The following is a 17,525-nucleotide window of genomic DNA, read 5'->3' as shown; positions in this document are numbered from 1 at the left end:
TCTAAGTCCGTCGAGGTGCATGATAAAGTCATCGGTGAGTCTATTTCCAGACACTACTTCAACTGATTAAATACATGACCCACAACCCATCAAAGAATATCGCCAGGTAAATCCGGGCTTATCCTTGCAAGAAGCGAAAAGTGATTTCGAGCTCATCAGGCACCCTCTCACTAAAGCTCCAACAACCCCGCCGATGGCAGCAAATTGAGCATACTAACCGCTTTTTGCACCTCATTTGGCCAAATCCACAAGCGATAGGGCGGTGGCACAGCCATATACTGCTCAGGGCCATACAGCAAACGGGTACGCATATCTGCACAATAACGCGAACGCCAACCATAACGCTCCGCAAGGCGCAAGGGTTTGCCCTCCACTAAATCTTTGCTAATTGCATACAACTTTTCGCACATCCGGTATTCATAGGCAGGCATGGTGAGTGCATCCGCCCAAATGCCCTTTTTCGAATCGAAAGCATCCACGGCTAAATGCAAATACAGCGGCAAATCTAATTCGCCCGGAATATTGGGGAAAATAATAAACGGACTAGCCCAGCCTTGAGCAATTAAATCTAAATTAAAGGTTGAGCGCTCCAAGCGACTCAAACTTGCTAGTTCTTTCACTGAATAATTGGGTGCTATATAAGCGAGCAAACGGTGGTTGGGATCGAAGGGCTGGTCAGCAGTACGGATAAATAAATTGCGCTTTGAGCCAGTCTCGCGCGTTAAACGCTTTTCAATATTTTGCTTGGCAAAAGCGCTGGCAGCTTTACCTTGCTGATATTGCAAACTACCCGCGCTACCACTTTCCAGTTTAGGCAAAATATAGTCAGCAAACACCTTACTCACTGGCGCTTTATCTTGGTGAATCCATTGCGCAAGCTGCACAAACGCCGCATCTAGTTTGCGCGCCCCTTCTTCAGAATGTGCAGTAACCTCTGGCGTATCCACTGACAACATGCGAATCGGCATACGAATATTCGGAGTATCACCATCAGAGACATCCACCAAAGCACGTGCCCCTAAATCGGGTAAATTATCTCCAACAGGTGTCCAGAAAATTTGAATCGGGTCGACCATAAGCAGCCCCCTTTGCTAATGAATGTCTCTACTAGGTATAGCTTAGTTTCAGGCTGATTCGCTGCAAATCTGCAAATATTGTTTCACTACTGCTGGCATCCCTTGCTCAATACACTCCACCATCAGCGCATGCCCAATCGACACTTCTTGAATAGCTTTAATCTGTAAAAAGCGCGCCAAATTCTGCAAATCCAAATCATGGCCTGCATTGACTGCAATCCCTAATGCTTGCGCACGTTGCGCAGTCGCGGCATAGCTTTGCCAAATTGCATCTGCTTGAGTTGTGCCATAGTGCGCAGCATAGGACTCAGTATAAAGCTCAATCCGCTCTGCACCAGTAGCAGGTACAAACTCAATTTGCTCAAGGCTTGGGTCAAGAAAAATCGAGGTACGAATCCCTTGCGCTTGCAGGCGACTACAGATTGCCTTCAACTGTTTGCCATGCTGCTTCACATTCCAACCATGATCGGAGGTCAGTTGATCGGGTGCATCGGGTACCAGCGTGCATTGCGCAGGCTTAGTTTTTTCCACTAACTGCAGGAAATCTTCTGACGGATAGCCTTCGATATTAAACTCAATGGCTCCATCATAAGGTAATAACTGTGCCAAATCATAAGCATCTTGGCGGGTGATATGCCGCTCATCTTGGCGCGGATGCACTGTAATACCTTGTACACCGAGAGCGATGAATTTCTTGGCAAACTCCACCACATTCGGGAAATCCCGCCCACGTGAATTGCGTAGTAGAGCGATTTTATTGAGGTTGACACTGAGCTTAGTCATGGGGGTGGTTTCTCTTGAGTTTTGAGCAGATTATGGTTCTGTATTCCAAAATTTACAGGTTTTTAAACGCAGATGCTTTAGCAGCTGTTTTATCAAAGGTTAAAATATATTCACAACCTGAAGCTATTGCGCTCTGCCCAATCAAGCAGCTGTCGCGCCTATTTTTCAGGATAGCCACTTGACCTTTTTGTGTCACAGTTGATACACAAACACCCATGAACACCCCAAGTATTCCTAAAAATAGAAGCTCTACTTAGCCTAATACCTTAAAGCTGAGCTGTCAAAAACGAGTATAACCCCAGAATACACTAAGTTTTCTCCGATCTTATTGCATCCCACCCCAATTTATGCGCTGATACCCTGAGATCACTCAAGCTAGGAGGCTTATGATGCTTAAGCTACTCACCGGACATACTCAAGATTTAGGCGGCTTTTCTGTGCGCCGTTTATTACCCCACCAAGCCCAACGTGCAGTAGGACCTTGGGTTTTCTTTGATCATATGGGGCCTGCACAATTCACGCCCGGTGAAGGTATCAATGTACGTCCGCATCCACATATTAATTTAGCCACAGTTACTTATTTATTCGCCGGTGAAATTCTACATCGGGACTCTTTAGGTAGTCTGCAAGCGATTCGCCCCGGCGATTTGAATCTAATGATTGCCGGACGCGGCATTGTCCATTCAGAACGCGAAACCGCAGCAACCAAACAGCAAACACGTGAGTTACATGGTTTACAACTATGGCTTGCTTTACCAGAAGCATCCGAAGAAGTGGAGCCGGAATTTATCCATTATCCTTCAGCTAGCTTGCCAGCCCTCACCTTACAAGGTGTGCCGGTGCGCGTATTAATCGGCACCGCTTATGGGGTTAGTTCACCGGTTAAAACACTGTCACCCACTCTTTATGCAGAAGCCGATCTCAAAGCGGGGCAACGCTTAGTTTTACCTGAGGGCGTGCCTGAATTAGGGATTTATATCGCTTCTGGGCAGCTTCAACTAGGCGAGCAGAATTTGCATACTTATACCCTAGCCGTTTTAGATTCACCCTATCAAGGCGAACTCATCGCCCAAAGTGATAGCCGGATCGCGCTAATGGGTGGTGAGCCTTTGGGTAAGCGTTATATGTGGTGGAATTTTGTATCCAGCCGCAAAGAGCGGATTGAGGAAGCCAAACTTGAGTGGAAAAATCAAAGCTTTCCACTCGTTCCAGGGGACGAACAAGAGTTCATTCCCTTACCCGCCTCTTAAGGGTGGCGTTGCGTACGCTCCTCCGCATTCCAAGCATTATCTTGCTCTTGCTGATCACGGTTAATGCGGTCAGCTTGAAGTAATTCTAAAACCTCTTCACGTGCCTGTTGAGAAATAGAAATATATTTCTTCGAACCTAGCTCAAAACTACTTAAGCGTTTAGTGGTGTCTTGATCATGTTTAGCAAATTGCTGAGCTTTGCGGCGAGCTTGATAGGCGCGCATCCCTAATTCCTGCAACACCATTTCGCCTAGATGTAAAGAGCCTAAAAATAACTCACGCTCGATATAGTCAACCCCTAAGCGCTGTAATTCATGATAATGCACTACATCATAAGCACGTACATATAGTTTCAAATTCGGAAAATGCCGCTTAGAAGTTTCAACAATTTTAGTGATAGTTGCCCGATCATCGACCGCAATGACTAATAATTTAGCTTTAGCTGCTCCAGCGGTATGCAATAAATCATCACGACTGGCATCCCCATAAAAAATCTTAAAACCAAAACGCCGCACGCGCTCAATATGGGTTGCGCTATGATCTAATACGGTAACTTGCACACCATTCGCAATGAGTAAACGTGAGACGATTTGCCCAAAACGTCCGAAACCAGCGACAATTACAGGATTATGCTGCTTGTCCATTGGCTCTTCGTAAGCTTCTTCTTCACCACTCTCAAACAATGGCTGAACCAGACGCTCATTGAATAAAATCAGCACTGGGGTTAGCACCATCGACAAAGCAATCGCAGCAGTCAACACATCCACGATTTCTGCGGGTAACACTTGGTTTTGTAAGCTAAAAGAGAGCAAAACAAACCCAAACTCGCCACCTTGTGCCAACGCAAAGGCAAACCAATAACGATAACCACCTTGAATGTTAAATATCTTAGCTAAGCCCCAAAGAATCACAAACTTGACTGCAACCAAGCCCAACACCACTAAGCTTACCATCAGCGGATGCTTTAGAAGTAAATTGAAATCAATCGAAGCCCCTACTGACATGAAAAATAAGCCTAATAATAAGGCTTTGAAAGGGTCGATATTCGCCTCTAACTCATGCCGATATTCATTATTAGCTAAGACAACTCCGGCAATAAAAGCGCCTAAAGCTGGAGATAAACCGACCATATTCATCAGCAAGGCAGTACCTACTACCAACATTAAAGCTGTAGCGGTAAACATTTCACGTAAATGGCTTTCGGCAATAAAGCGAAATACGGGGCGTAGTAAATAGCGACCAATCAGAATCAGACTAATGATCGCCCCAATAACAACTAAAGCTTGTTGCCAATCAGGTAGTGAATCCAGATAGCTACTATTGGCGGTAGCGACTTGAATTGGTTCGCTACCTTGGGAAGTTAGCAAGGGTAAAATGGCAATAATTGGAATAACGGCAATATCCTGAAACAACAAAACAGCAAAGCTGCCTTTACCGCCTTCGGTCTGCATTAAGTTCTTTTCGCCAAGAATCTGTAAAGCAATAGCGGTGGAAGATGAGGATAAAATTAAACCTATTGCGATACCCATTTGCCATGAAAAACCAAACAGCATGGCTATGCCAGCAATAATTAAGGTGGTGACTATCACCTGCAAGCCACCCATCCCCAAAATAGGTTTACGTAATTGCCATAAAACCGGGGGCTGCAATTCAAGGCCAATCAAAAAGAGCATCATGACTACGCCAAATTCGGCAAAATGCATAATATGCTCAGTATCCCCCACAAACCCTAAGACAAAAGGGCCAATCATCACACCCGCAATTAAATAGCCTAAAACTGAACCCAAACCTAAACGGCTAGCCAGCGGTACAGCCACCACACCAGCAGCAAGAAATAGAAACGCCTCTTGTAATAGCGCCATAATGTTCCCTTAAGCGATTAATTCATTGAGATAGTGCAAGCGCGTTAAAGCGGGCACAGATAGATGTTGTGCATGAAGCTGGCTAAGCAGTTGTTGATACTCACTGGCGGTAGCATCAATTTCAGCTTGGCTAAGGTCATTCGCATCATGAATGACAAAAGGGGGAACATAAATCATCCCGCACAAATTAGCGGTTTGCTCAAAGGGACGTAATAGCTCACGGATAGTAAAATGATTTTCCCCATCCGCTTGATAAGCTGCCCGACTACCACCCGCACTGATCACATTAGCAAACAGCTTGCCTCTTAAAGCTGAGCCTTGTTGACCATAGGCAAAACCGTACTCTAAAACTAAATCCTGCCATTCTTTTAAAATGGCTGGCGAGCTATACCAATACAGCGGGTATTGAAACAGAATAATCTCATGCTGAGTCAATAACTCTTGTTCCCGATCCACATTGATCAGAAAATCAGGATAGAGCTGATAAAGATCGTGACAAGTAACTCCCTCAACTGTTTGTGCAGCTTTGAGCAGCCGATAGTGTACCCGTGAGCGCTCCAAAGCCGGATGCGCAAATAGAATTAAAATTCGATTATTCAAACTCGCTACTCTTTGATTAAGCAGGAACCGTGATGGGGGCAGAGCCACGCTTACAGGTATGTGTACTCCAATACCAAGCGCCCAAACCAACGATTAGATTTGCGATTGCAGTGGCAAGGTAAATGCCATTCAAGCCCCAAATTTTCGATAATAACCAAGCCAAGGGCAAATAAATCACCAGTAAACGTGCTACTGTCATTAGCAAAGCAGGCATAGGCTGGCCGATACCATTAGCGACACTACTGACAATCATTACTGTACTAAGAAAAGCATAAGTCATCGGTACCATATGCAAATAAGTCACTGAGGCTTGAACTGCTGCTGTATGGGTCGTGAAAATATGCGTCAATGGCTGTGCAACCAGCCAAAAAAGTACTGACATGGCTAGGCCTAAACCCCACACAAAATAGAAGCTAAGATTTAAGGCTCGTTGTAAACGTTCAAATTTTTTCGCACCCCAGTTTTGCCCTGCAAAAGGGGCTAAGGTAGAAGCCAAGGCCATGACCAGCATTAAACCAAACATTTCAATGCGCGAAGCCACACTATAACCTGCCACTGCCTCACTGCCATAAGCAGCGACTAAGCCGGTCGTCAAACCTGTAGAAATCGGTGCAATCAGATTAGTACCTGCTGCAGGCACGGCAATACGCAGAATACCTTTCCAGCTTTGTCCTATATCTTGGGTCAAAGCCTGAAAAGAAATAAAATGCAATTTGAAATAGAGTACATAGAGAGCTGCTACCAAAGCGCCGAAATAAGCAATAATCCCAGCAAGCGCCGCACCTTTTAGCTCTAAACGCGGAAAGCCTAATAAACCAAAAATTAGTACCGGTGCTACCATCAGATTAATGACTGCAATACTCGTCATAATATAACTAGGTAATTTAGTATTACCGGCAGCACGAATCCCTGCATTCCCAACCATTGGCACAACAATCATAAAACAGCCCCAATACCAAATATCAATGTAATCATGGATATAAGGCAGCAGCTCAGCGGGTGCACCTAAAAGTTTAAATAAAGGATCGACGGTTAATAAGCCAATTATTGCAAACACTATTGAGACTAATACGGCCAGCACTATCGACTGGGTACTGTAATTCCTTACCCAATCCTCTTGTTTACTGCCAATTGCGCGAGCAATGACTGAGGAGGCACCCGTACCTATCCCGAAAGCTAAACTATTCATAAACATAACAACGGGAAAGATAAATCCCATCGCTGCTAAAGCATGAGTGCCCAATAGACCTAAATAAAAAGTATCTACAATAGTCACACTCATTACAGCCAGCAGCCCCCATAACATGGGAATAGACTGACTAATTAGAATCTGTTTTTCATCGCCGATCGTCAGATCGCGTTTAAGCATAAGAAGAAACCTATGTACTAGAGCTTAAGCTTTACAGCCGCATGAAGAAAGGCTTGAGTGTAGTGCAAGCGCTCAAAAGCAGTGAATAGCCTGATGGATTATAGGTACTCTAGCGTCTAGTTTATTCTTACGAGCGATTGAACTACTTTCTGCCTAAGTACTCAAAATTTCTACACTTAATCTAACAACTGCCTAGCAAACAACAGCTCATCAACTAGGCTTAGGAAGTTATCGAATAAAAATTTGAGGATCGACTGATGCGCTTACGGAGTTTCTACCTCACTGGTGTAGCCTTAAGCTTAGCCAGCTATTCAATACTAAGCCTTGCAGAAGTGCCACCCACTCCACTGAACTTATTTGTGGGTAAAAGCCAAGAGTTAGGTACACAACTTTGGCAAACTGATCACACACCTGAGCAAACTAAAGTTTTTAGTTATCTGACTAAAACGCCAAATGCTGATTCTAATTTTTATCCACTTGGCAGCATCAGGCACTATGGAATCTTTGCGGCTTTCACCCCCGAAACTGGTCAAGAGATCTGGCGCACCGATGGCAGTCTTGAGGGCACACAATTGCTCAAAGACCTGATACCCGGTAAAGCAAGTGGCTTAGCCAAAATGCGCGAACTTTATACCCAAACCAGCCTTAAGCTAAAAGATCGACTGTTATTTTGGGGGCAAACCGCAGACCAACTCACCCTGTATAGTACCGATGGCAGCAGCGAAAACACTCAGGCTTTAGCTCAATTTCCACGCTCCAGCGCTCAATCCTTGAATCTGTCTTCACCTGTCTTTTATAGCTTAAGCGAACAGGCCTTTTTTTGGGTCAATGATGGTGTACATGGCTTAGAACTTTGGAAAACGGATGGCAGTACCACAGGCACTCAATTAGCCGTCGATGCGAGCGAAGAGCCTAAGGATTACAATAATTTACTGGCCTATGCGCTAGAACCACTCAATAATCAAGGTAAGCTCTTCTTCATTGCAGCAGATAAACGTGCCAACTCACCGGAAGGGAAAATAGCTTATTCACTCTGGCAAGTGGATGGCAACAGCAGTGAGCGCCTGACACGCTTTCCTGAGCAAACTGCCCTGAGTTTTAATACCGTCGCGGCGAATGAAGATAAAGTGCTTTGGGTGAAAACCAATGAAACTGATCAGCAGCCTGAACTTTGGCAATTTGACCTCAAAACGAAACAAGCAAGTTTAATTCTCCATTTGCCAGCTGCTGAGCATGGAGCACGCAGTATCAATACTAGCAAAGCGGTATTCTTTAACAGCAAACTGTATGTATGGTTCTCTGTGATCGGCGAGCCAACCTTTGAAGAATTATGGGTAACTGATTTTACCGCTAAAGGCACTGAGCGTTTAGTGAGTCTGCCGAATCCAAATAATGAATATCAAGCACCACCGCTATTATTTAGTTTTGCGGATCACCTGTATTTTATGCAAAGCGATGGGATTCGCCCTTCTGCACTCTGGCTTACCGATGGCACAGTCACTGGTACGAAAAATATCTTAAGCATGAAAGATGGGCAGTATGCAGGCGGTGCAGGTGACTCATGGCCTGCACGCCCGACTCCTTATGTGTTGCGGACTGATAAATTAATTTTCCCGACCTTTTCACCGAAAGATCGGAATCGCTCGCAGTTGTGGAGCTTAATACCAGAACAACCCGAAAAGCCTGTACTTTTAGGTGAGTTCGATGATCCACAACTCTTGCCACCCGCACCCAACGATCAAAGCCAATTTGTGTATTTTCTCAGTGGCAAACAACGTTGGCAAACCGATGGTACGTTGGCAGGCACTAAAGCCTTAGGGGATGATCCGCTTCGCGCTCATTGGGAACCAACACCTTGGCCAGTGGGTGGTTTAACTGAAATTTTGCCTTTAGCGGGTCAGCAAACCAGTTGGATTTTGGCAGAAAACGATCTACAAGCGGGCAAAGAGCCTTGGCTACTTAGTAGCGAAGTTAAGCAAAGCAAAGTGCTCAAGGATATTAATCCCAGCGCTGCCAGTGCTGATTTAAGGCAAGTACAGCAACTCGGCTCCACTTGGTATTTTGTGCTGAATTCGCGTTTATGGGCGACTGAATCAGACCCCGCTACTCTGCGAGAAATTACCGAACTACCCAAGGATGAGACTTTTTCCTTTAATGCGCAATCTGCTATTAAATTTAGAGATACCCTGTATTTTCTCACTGAAAATGCGGAGAAAATCAATTCACTTTGGCAAATTAAAGCGGGTCAACTGAAGCGCATTAAAACCTTTCCCACTGGCTATAGCTGGATATTTCCGAGCAGCCAAGGCGTTTATGCCGCTTACTTCCCACCGGATACAGCTGGTACTTGGACGCTTGAATTATGGCAAGCACCAGCAGAGAAATTTCTGCCAGTATTAAAAGAAACCGAAGATAAACGCCGCTTAGCTACGCTACTCGAAACGGAACAGGGCTTGCTCTATATCTTAGAACCGAATCGAACACTCAATAACTCAGCAACAACTGCTTATAGCCTCCATTTACAGACCAAAGATGGTGCTAAGCTCGTTCTAAAAGATAGTTTCGAGCCAGTACCAAATGTACTGAATAACACGCTGTTTGCGACCGCTAACAAGACTTATCTGCTGACCCAAAAAACAGACGATCCTTTAAATTATCAAGTGTCGCGCATTGATTGGACGAATAAACAACTCGTCGAAGTTCAAACTCCAACTTTACCTCAACAAACTAGCCTATTAGCGGCCTCCAATGGGTTATTTATCTTAAGCCAAGAGTCGGAAGCCAAGCTGTGGTGGCTAGCCGATGAAGCCAAGGAAGCGCGTTTAATTAAACAATTCGCTGCTAAAGAATATGTAGATTTGGTCAAAGTTGCAGACGACCAGCTGTACTTTCACCTCATGCGCCTGACAGAGGATGAGCCACCACGGGAACTATGGATAAGCGATAATACCAGTGAGGGAACGAAGAAATTAGCGGATGATTTGGAGATGCTGCGGGATTAACTGTAGGCTCTAGTTCACTAGAGCCTAATCAATATTTAGCTTATTTAGATAGTGGAGCTTGCGCCGGAATATCCGCTAACTCCGTGACCACATCCAAATTCTGCGCACGATGGCGTAAAGCATGATCCATCAGCACTAAAGCCAACATAGCCTCACAAATTGGCGTGGCACGAATTCCTACACAAGGATCATGGCGGCCTTTGGTAATCACCTCGACCAGCTCACCTTGCAGGTTCACGGTTTGCCCTGGCAGCCGCATGCTGGAAGTGGGTTTAAACGCAGTGTGGACAATAATATCTTGCCCCGAAGTAATACCACCTAAAATCCCACCCGCTTGGTTTTGGGTGAAACCTTGCATAGTCATCTCGTCGCGATGCTCAGTACCTTTTTGGGTGACACAAGCAAAACCAGCCCCAATCTCCACCCCTTTAGCCGCATTAATGCTCATCATCGCATAAGCGATTTCCGCATCCATCCGATCAAAAATTGGCTCACCCCAACCCGGTGGTAAACCTGTCGCAACGGTAGTGATCTTCGCGCCAATCGAATTGCCCTCTTTGCGTAAGGCATCCATATAGGCTTCCATTTCCGCCACTTTACTCGCATCCGGGCAGAAGAAAGGATTGGTTTCAATCACTTCCCAATCGAGCTGTTCAGCCACAATTGGCCCAAGTTGCGAGAGATAGCCGCGAATTTTCACGCTATAACGCTCACTCAGATATTTCTTTGCAATCGCACCCGCTGCTACGCGCATCGCGGTTTCACGCGCAGACGAGCGCCCGCCACCCCGATAATCACGGAAGCCATACTTTTTGTAATAAGTATAATCGGCATGTCCCGGACGGAAGCGGTCGAGAATATCCGAATAATCTTTCGAGCGCTGATCGGTATTGTGAATAATAAGCGCAATGGGTGTGCCGGTGGTTTTACCCTCAAACACTCCGGAGAGAATTTGCACTTCATCCGGCTCGCGGCGCTGGGTCGTATGCCGACTTTGACCAGGCTTACGCCGATCTAAATCGAGCTGAATATCAGCTTCGCTAAGCGCCATTCCGGGCGGGCAGCCGTCCACAATACAACCGATTGCGGGGCCGTGACTTTCACCGAAACTCGTAACGGTGAATAATGTTCCAATAGTATTTCCTGACATAGCGCGCGATTCTAACAGTCTCTATTCATACTCGAAATAGGCTTAGGCTAGCCGTTGCTGTAAAAACTCAATAAAGCGGCGAATTTTCATCGGTAGAAAATGCCGTGTCGGATACATTGCATAAGCACTGACATAATAGGCTGCATAATCCCGCAAAACCTCCACCAATGCACCACTTGCTAATGTCGCATGGGCAATAAATTCAGGCTGATAAACAATCCCCTGCCCAAGTACCGCAGCTTGATTCAGAATGTCTCCATTATTCGCCACTAAATTGCCATGCACTGGAATACGCAACGCTTCGCCGTCTTGCCGAAATTCCCAAATATGCATCGGCATACTATGTTGATAAACCAAACAATTATGTTTGAGCAAATCATGTGGTGTTTGTGGCGTGCCATGCTTCGCTAAATAACTAGGTGCGGCACAACAGAGTAAACGTACATTTGCAATCCGCTGTGCCACGAGGGAGGAGTCTTCCAAATTACCCACCCGAATCACTAAATCATAATCGCTATTCAGAATATCAATAAAGCGATCATCTAAATGCAAAGTGATATGCAACTGCGGATAGAGCTGCATAAACTCATGAATTGGCTCCATTAAAGCCCGCATCCCGAACGATAAGGGAGCATTAATCCGAATACTGCCACATAAGCGCTCACTGGTGGAGGCGATGTTTTCTTCTAACTCATTGAATTCGTCCAGCAAGGCTTTACCACGTTGATAGTAAAGCGCGCCCGCTTCCGTGGTGCGTAAATGGCGAGTAGTACGCACCAATAATTTTACACCTAAACGCTCCTCCAATAAGCGCAAACGCTTACTTACGGCTGCACTGGTGACATTATGCTTTTCAGCCGCTGCACTCAAAGTACCGGCCTCTACCACCTCAACTAACCAAAATAAATCATCAAAATGACTCATGGGATTCTCAACTATGCGTTACCTGACACCTGAGTTAATAGCAGTTACTCTAACTTAAAGTCAAAGATAAACTAATACCCATACAAAACAGTTAGGAGAACTACTAATGTTACAGATTCGCAAAGCTGCCGAACGTGGACGGTTTAAAAATAATTGGTTGGATAGCCAACATAGCTTTTCCTTCGGTGACTATTACGACCCTAAGCACATGGGTATTTCCGTCTTGCGGGTGATTAATGATGATCGTGTTAGCGCTGGAGCCGGCTTCCCTACTCATCCGCATAACAATATGGAAATCGTCAGTTATGTGTTGGAAGGTGAATTAGCCCACCGCGACAGCATGGGTAATGGTAGTGTGATTCGCAAAGGTGATGTACAACGGATGTCGGCGGGCACGGGGGTTACGCACTCCGAATATAACCCTTCTGCCACTGAAGGCACACACTTCTTGCAGATTTGGTTATTACCAACCCACCGCAATCTCCAGCCCAGCTATGCACAAGCCTATTTTAGTGAAGCAGACAAAGCGAGTGCTTGGCGTTTATTAGTCTCTCCAACCGGAGCGGAAGGTTCTTTAGCAACAAATACCGAAGCCCTACTCTATGCCACAGTGCTCGGCAAGGCAGTCGAGCGTAGCTACAGCCTAGCGGCTAATCGCTTAGGCTATTTTTTTGTAGCTAATGGCTCAGTCGAACTAGAGGGTGAAACGTTAGCAGCAGGCGATGGAGCTTCGCTTAGTGTAGGTTCTGAGTTTAAGTTAACAGGGAAAGAGGCAGCGGAAGTCTTACTGTTCGATTTACCAGCATAAATAAAAAAGGGGCAGCAATTGCCCCTTTTTTTTACAGAAGCTTAAGAAAACTTAGTTCACCTTAGTTTTCATATCATCGAGAATTTTCACTAATTGATCAGCAGGGCGATAACCCGGAATCATCGTGCCATCTTCAGTAAATAAGGCTGGAGTACCATTTACACCGAGTTTTTGGCCTAATTCAAATTCTTTAGCAACTGGATTTTCGCACTCTTTCGAGGCAATCGTTTCGCCCGCTTTTGATTTGGTTAGTGCATCTTGTTTGTTATCTGCACACCAAACATTCACGATTTTTTTATAGCTTTCTGAACCAATACCTGCACGTGGGTAAGCTAAATAACGCACACTCACACCTGCTTCATTCAGTTGATTAACCTCTTTGTGCAATTTTATGCAATAGCCACAATCTACATCGGTAAACACGGTTAACAGATGCTTTTGCTCACCTTTCGCCTTAAAGATCACGGCATCTTTATCTTCAACTTTAGATAACATGTCTTTGCGCTCAACGGTGCGTGATTGCTCAGACAGATTGGTACGGCTGGAGCCATCAATCAAATCACCACTAAAGAAATAACGGCCATCCGCTGAAACGTAAATCAGTTCAGTGCCAAATTTAGCTTCATACACACCAGTGACAGGCGTTGGTTTAATCGAATCAGGCACACCACCGAATAAAGGTTTGAGCTTTTCATTTAATAAAGCGGTATCTACTGTAGCATCAGTAGGCGCTTTTGCAGCTTCAGTCGCAGCGGGTACTGGAGCTGCGGGTGCAACCACTGTCGTAGTTTCGGTGCTAGCTGCCGGAGCAACTGCTGCTTTATCTTCTGCGTTTGCTAAGCCCACCATTAATAAGCTTGCTAATAAGGCACTTAGCATTGTTTTTTTATTCATCACTTTCGTTTCTTTCCATCAGTAAAATTAAAAGAGCAGTCACTTCAACATAGCATAAGACACTTTCAAAGCCTATTGACCTTAAGGATCATGCTAGTTTGAACCCCTCAATACCAAAAAGTTCTAACCCCGTGGATGGTGCTGGCGATGCAAATCTTGTAAGCGTGCTTTCGCCACATGGGTATAAATCTGGGTGGTGGACATATCGCTATGCCCTAACAACATTTGTACTACCCGTAAATCCGCACCATGATTCAATAAATGCGTCGCAAAGGCATGGCGTAAAGTATGCGGTGAAAGTGGCTTACTAATCCCAGCTTCTGCAGCATAGCGTTTAATGAGATACCAAAATGCTTGACGTGTCATACCCGCCCCACGACCTGTCACAAACACTTGAGCACAGACGGCATGGCCTTGCATCAACTCCGGGCGGGAAATTTGTAAATAGCGCCCGACCCAATCTTGTGCCTCTTCGCCTAAAGGTACTAAGCGCTCTTTACCACCTTTACCTAAAATCCGCACTACCCCATGATGCAGAGACAACTGCCCTTGAGTTAACCCTGTCAGCTCTGAAACGCGCAAACCCGTTGCATATAATAACTCCAACATAGCACGGTCGCGCAAACCAATAGCTGAATTAACATTTGGTGCTTGTAATAACTGTTCTACATCCGCTTCCGATAAAGAATCAGGCAACAAACGCTGCGGACGCGGTGCTTCAATATTGCCGGTAGGATCAACTTGAATAACACCTTCACGCAACAGATAACGATAAAAACGCCGCATCCCCGACAATAAACGCGCAGAACTCGACGGCTTAGCGCCTGCTCGAAATAACTCAGCTAAATAATCGAGCAAATCATTCCGGCTAGCTGTTTCCAAAGCTTTCCCTTCAGAGCCTAACCAACTACACAAACCCAATAAATCACTGCGATAAGCATCCAACGTATTCTTCGCCGCCCCCCGCTCTGCCCAGAAAGCATCCAAAAAGCGATCCAATAGTTCGGTTTCATGGCAAGGGAACTCAGTTTCAATCGTCCGGGATTTTTTTAGGATATTCATTGTCTTGATAGATTACAGGGGCATTCCATGCTATGTTCAAACAAAATAATAAAGGGCTTTTATATTATGAATAATTCTATTGATTATCACAGCACTTTGCTTGCGCGCAAGCTGTATCGTGAAAGCCAATCAAAAGCGGCCAATCAACCACTTAGTGCACCGCTCAATACTGAAGATATTATTCCCGCCACCGATACGCAAGCAGACTTGCTCGAATATGCGGTTTTTAGCAATCCTGCCTGTGGCCACTTAAATGGCAAAGAATCCTTACAGGGTAATGAGCAATTTCAAGAAAATTGGTTCAATTTCTACCCACCACAAGCTAGCCTCTTACCACAACATGAAAATCTCGCAAAACTTCAAGCTCGCCGCCAAGAATTAAATCGCAGCCGCGCTACCCAATATGCACCACGCCTTTTCATGCTTACGGTATTAAGTGGCATGTTTGTCTTAGGCTTACTCAGTCACAATTGGCTGTTACCCCTACTCACCCTCACCTTGGTTTTAGTGGTGTGGTTAAAAACGCATCGAGCCATTCAAGATAGTAATGCGCATTTAGCACGTAATTTGTCATGGATTCAACAACAACAGCAGTTGCTACAGCAATTAGAGTCTAAATGCCAACAATTGACCAAACCCACTGATGCTAAAATTTTGCAACAAAGCTATACACGCCAATTAGAAGCTTGGTTACATGACAGCGTGAACGAGTTTTTCCCTTCGTTGCAGCCAGCGGAATTAAAAAACCAACTGCAAACTGGTGATATTAATTTTTTCTTATTGGAAAGCCGGGCAATTTTACAATTACTTCCCCACGAACCCAGCCCCAATAAGGACACTTTGCAAGCTTTGTTAAGCGTTAAAGGTAAAAGCTTATTCGCGATGCAACCTTATCCGCATTTAGAAGGCTTAAGCCGTTTACATTATCTCTATGCCCTCCTTTGCTTTGAGCAAGGTGTGGTTATCTGTACGGCCTTTTATGATTGGGTGAGTAATGATCTCTACAGCGTGCAACAAGATTTTCATCCTTATCGTGAGATTATGGATGTGCATCATGGCGATTTACGCCCCAGTGAGCATAACCCAGTGAAAGAGCATATTAGTGATGACATTTTCCAGCGACAAATTCGCGAGCCGCTGCAAGTAGTCGCTTTAGGCTTAAGAAATGGCCGGCATTATGCTTGTACTTTGTCGAAAATTCCGTTGCATCGCCGTACTTATTTACAAATGCCTAATTTGTTTTTTACCCATTATTTAAAGCGCGATGTTCGCCAATTGATTGCGACTTTAACCAAGCACACTGCTGCTTAAGTAAAATCAAACCAAACCTGTACTTGATCGTTTTCGATACGTACAGGTAAAGCATTTAACCATTGGTGCACGCAAGGACCTCGTACACACAAGCCGGTACTTGGCTCAAATAAAGCGCCATGCATACTGCATTGAATAAATTCGCGGTTTGGCTCGAAAAAAGTATGCGGACTCCAATTCAAAGACACGTGTTGATGTGGACAGGTATTGGCATAGGCATAAACCTGTTCAGCATATAGCACTACAAAGCCTTGCTTCGTATCCCAACCCTTTTCTAAACTAAAACCATATTCAGGGCGAGACTGTAAACGGGCATAGCTACAAATCGAATGCCACATTAAGAACGCTGCATCAAACTACTAAGCTTTTCATTATCAGGGCGCACTACAATACCCTTTTCAGTTACCAAAATATCCACCAATTTACCCGGCGTTACATCAAAAGCGGGGTTCCATGCACTCACTTGCGGGGCTGCAATCCGCTGTTGATTCACGTTTAGAATTTCATCTGGTGAACGTTCCTCAATCGGAATTTGCTCACCAGTTAGAGTATTCATATCAATGGTGCTGGTGGGCGCAACCACCATAAAACGCACCCCATGAAAACGCGCCAATACTGCCAAACTATAAGTGCCAATTTTATTCGCAACATCGCCATTAGCAGCAATCCGATCCGCCCCCACCACCACCCAAGAAATTTTCCCAAGCTTCATCAGATGTGCAGCAGCGCCTTCACAAATCAGCTGTGTAGGAATTTTATCCCGCATTAACTCCCAAGCTGTTAGACGCGAACCCTGCCACCACGGACGGGTTTCATCGGCATAGACTTGTTCGATTTTGCCTTCGCTATAAGCCGTACGGATTACCCCTAAAGCCGTACCATAGCCACCCGTTGCCAATGAACCTGTATTGCAATGTGTGAGCACGCCATGTGTGGGCTTAATTAGCTCATTCCCTAAAAAAGCCATGCGATGATTGGCATCAATATCCTCTTGATGAATACGCTGTGCTAACGCCATCAAGGTATTGATCGGCTCAGGATCTTCCTCATCAAGCGCTGTAATCATCCGCTGCAAAGCCCAATGCAAATTAATCGCCGTCGGACGTGCTGCTGCCAAGACATCAATATCTGGCTGTAAACGTGAACGCCAATCATGGGGATATTGTTTGAAAGCCTTACGAGCTGCCATCAACAAACCATAGGCCGCCGTAATGCCAATGGCGGGTGCACCACGCACCACCATATTACGGATGGCCTCAGCAGTATCTTCGGCATTATAAAGTTGAATATATTGCTCCGCATGGGGCAATTTGCGCTGATCAAGCAATATTAGATGATTATCTTTCCATTCGACAGCGCGAATTGTATCGTTTGGTGGCATGATGGCACTCGAAACTAAGGGGTAGAGTGCGATTTTACAACATTCTTCGAGCG

15 protein-coding genes are annotated in these 17,525 nt (G+C 45.2%); 4 read left to right on the top strand and 11 right to left on the bottom strand.

Going from position 1 to position 17,525, the window contains the following annotated elements; translation table 11 throughout:
- Positions 1-170 precede the first annotated feature (170 nt).
- Positions 171-1,076 (bottom strand): thermonuclease family protein, encoded by a 906-nt coding sequence (locus Q0230_RS14355; RefSeq protein WP_298610853.1) that lies wholly within the window; start codon positions 1,074-1,076, stop codon positions 171-173.
- A gap of 48 nt (positions 1,077-1,124) precedes the next feature.
- Positions 1,125-1,859 carry a pyridoxine 5'-phosphate synthase gene (locus Q0230_RS14350; protein ID WP_298610852.1) on the bottom strand — a complete coding sequence of 245 codons (735 nt, stop codon included), beginning with the start codon at positions 1,857-1,859 and terminating at the stop codon, positions 1,125-1,127.
- A 386-nt stretch (positions 1,860-2,245) separates the two neighbouring features.
- On the opposite strand from Q0230_RS14350, the gene Q0230_RS14345 reads away from it, so the two are divergent.
- Positions 2,246-3,109 (top strand): pirin family protein, encoded by an 864-nt coding sequence (locus tag Q0230_RS14345; protein ID WP_298610851.1) that lies wholly within the window; start codon positions 2,246-2,248, stop codon positions 3,107-3,109.
- Here the strand turns inward: Q0230_RS14345 and kefC are convergent.
- Genes kefC through Q0230_RS14330 form a run of 3 tightly spaced genes read right to left on the bottom strand, consistent with a single transcriptional unit; the run spans position 3,106 to position 6,940 of the window.
- The gene (kefC, locus tag Q0230_RS14340) at positions 3,106-4,971 is read right to left on the bottom strand and encodes a glutathione-regulated potassium-efflux system protein KefC (RefSeq protein WP_298610850.1); all 1,866 of its coding nucleotides are present in this window, start codon (positions 4,969-4,971) and stop codon (positions 3,106-3,108) included. The genes Q0230_RS14345 and kefC overlap by 4 nt on opposite strands.
- Before the next feature lie 9 nt (positions 4,972-4,980).
- Positions 4,981-5,571 carry an NAD(P)H-dependent oxidoreductase gene (locus Q0230_RS14335; protein ID WP_298610849.1) on the bottom strand — a complete coding sequence of 197 codons (591 nt, stop codon included), beginning with the start codon at positions 5,569-5,571 and terminating at the stop codon, positions 4,981-4,983.
- Positions 5,572-5,587: 16 nt separating this feature from the next.
- Positions 5,588-6,940: an MATE family efflux transporter gene (locus Q0230_RS14330; RefSeq protein WP_298610848.1), complete on the bottom strand. Its 1,353-nt coding sequence runs from the start codon at positions 6,938-6,940 to the stop codon at positions 5,588-5,590.
- A 257-nt stretch (positions 6,941-7,197) separates the two neighbouring features.
- Between Q0230_RS14330 and Q0230_RS14325 the strand changes: the two genes are divergently transcribed.
- Complete coding sequence (locus Q0230_RS14325; RefSeq protein ID WP_298610847.1) at positions 7,198-9,942, top strand: hypothetical protein; 2,745 nt, start codon at positions 7,198-7,200, stop codon at positions 9,940-9,942.
- Between the two features lie 40 nt (positions 9,943-9,982).
- Here Q0230_RS14325 and aroC read toward each other — a convergent pair whose 3' ends face one another.
- Both aroC and Q0230_RS14315 read right to left on the bottom strand, forming a co-directional pair.
- Positions 9,983-11,092 carry a chorismate synthase gene (gene aroC / locus Q0230_RS14320; protein WP_298610846.1) on the bottom strand — a complete coding sequence of 370 codons (1,110 nt, stop codon included), beginning with the start codon at positions 11,090-11,092 and terminating at the stop codon, positions 9,983-9,985.
- Between the two features lie 42 nt (positions 11,093-11,134).
- Complete coding sequence (locus Q0230_RS14315) at positions 11,135-12,016, bottom strand: LysR family transcriptional regulator (RefSeq protein WP_298610845.1); 882 nt, start codon at positions 12,014-12,016, stop codon at positions 11,135-11,137.
- A gap of 106 nt (positions 12,017-12,122) precedes the next feature.
- Here Q0230_RS14315 and Q0230_RS14310 point away from each other — a divergent pair, with 106 nt between their 5' ends.
- Positions 12,123-12,824 (top strand): pirin family protein, encoded by a 702-nt coding sequence (locus tag Q0230_RS14310; protein WP_298610844.1) that lies wholly within the window; start codon positions 12,123-12,125, stop codon positions 12,822-12,824.
- A gap of 51 nt (positions 12,825-12,875) precedes the next feature.
- On the opposite strand, the gene Q0230_RS14305 is transcribed toward Q0230_RS14310, so the two are convergent.
- Both Q0230_RS14305 and xerD read right to left on the bottom strand, forming a co-directional pair.
- On the bottom strand, positions 12,876-13,718 hold the full coding sequence (locus Q0230_RS14305) for a DsbC family protein (protein ID WP_298610843.1): 843 nt from the start codon (positions 13,716-13,718) through the stop codon (positions 12,876-12,878).
- Between the two features lie 123 nt (positions 13,719-13,841).
- The gene (xerD, locus tag Q0230_RS14300) at positions 13,842-14,780 is read right to left on the bottom strand and encodes a site-specific tyrosine recombinase XerD (protein WP_298610842.1); all 939 of its coding nucleotides are present in this window, start codon (positions 14,778-14,780) and stop codon (positions 13,842-13,844) included.
- 66 nt (positions 14,781-14,846) lie between these two features.
- Here xerD and Q0230_RS14295 point away from each other — a divergent pair, with 66 nt between their 5' ends.
- The gene (locus tag Q0230_RS14295) at positions 14,847-16,091 is read left to right on the top strand and encodes a hypothetical protein (protein WP_298610841.1); all 1,245 of its coding nucleotides are present in this window, start codon (positions 14,847-14,849) and stop codon (positions 16,089-16,091) included.
- On the opposite strand, the gene Q0230_RS14290 is transcribed toward Q0230_RS14295, so the two are convergent.
- Positions 16,088-16,429 carry a Rieske 2Fe-2S domain-containing protein gene (locus Q0230_RS14290; protein ID WP_298610840.1) on the bottom strand — a complete coding sequence of 114 codons (342 nt, stop codon included), beginning with the start codon at positions 16,427-16,429 and terminating at the stop codon, positions 16,088-16,090. The genes Q0230_RS14295 and Q0230_RS14290 overlap by 4 nt on opposite strands.
- On the bottom strand, positions 16,429-17,472 hold the full coding sequence (gene mtnA / locus Q0230_RS14285) for an S-methyl-5-thioribose-1-phosphate isomerase (RefSeq protein WP_298610839.1): 1,044 nt from the start codon (positions 17,470-17,472) through the stop codon (positions 16,429-16,431). Before mtnA ends, Q0230_RS14290 begins: the two co-directional genes overlap by 1 nt.
- Positions 17,473-17,525: the final 53 nt, after the last annotated feature.

This window comes from uncultured Thiothrix sp., from assembly GCF_937876535.1.
GTDB lineage: Bacteria > Pseudomonadota > Gammaproteobacteria > Thiotrichales > Thiotrichaceae > Thiolinea.
Note: the sequence above shows the minus strand (reverse complement) of the source record. Positions and strands in the feature narration are given on the sequence as shown.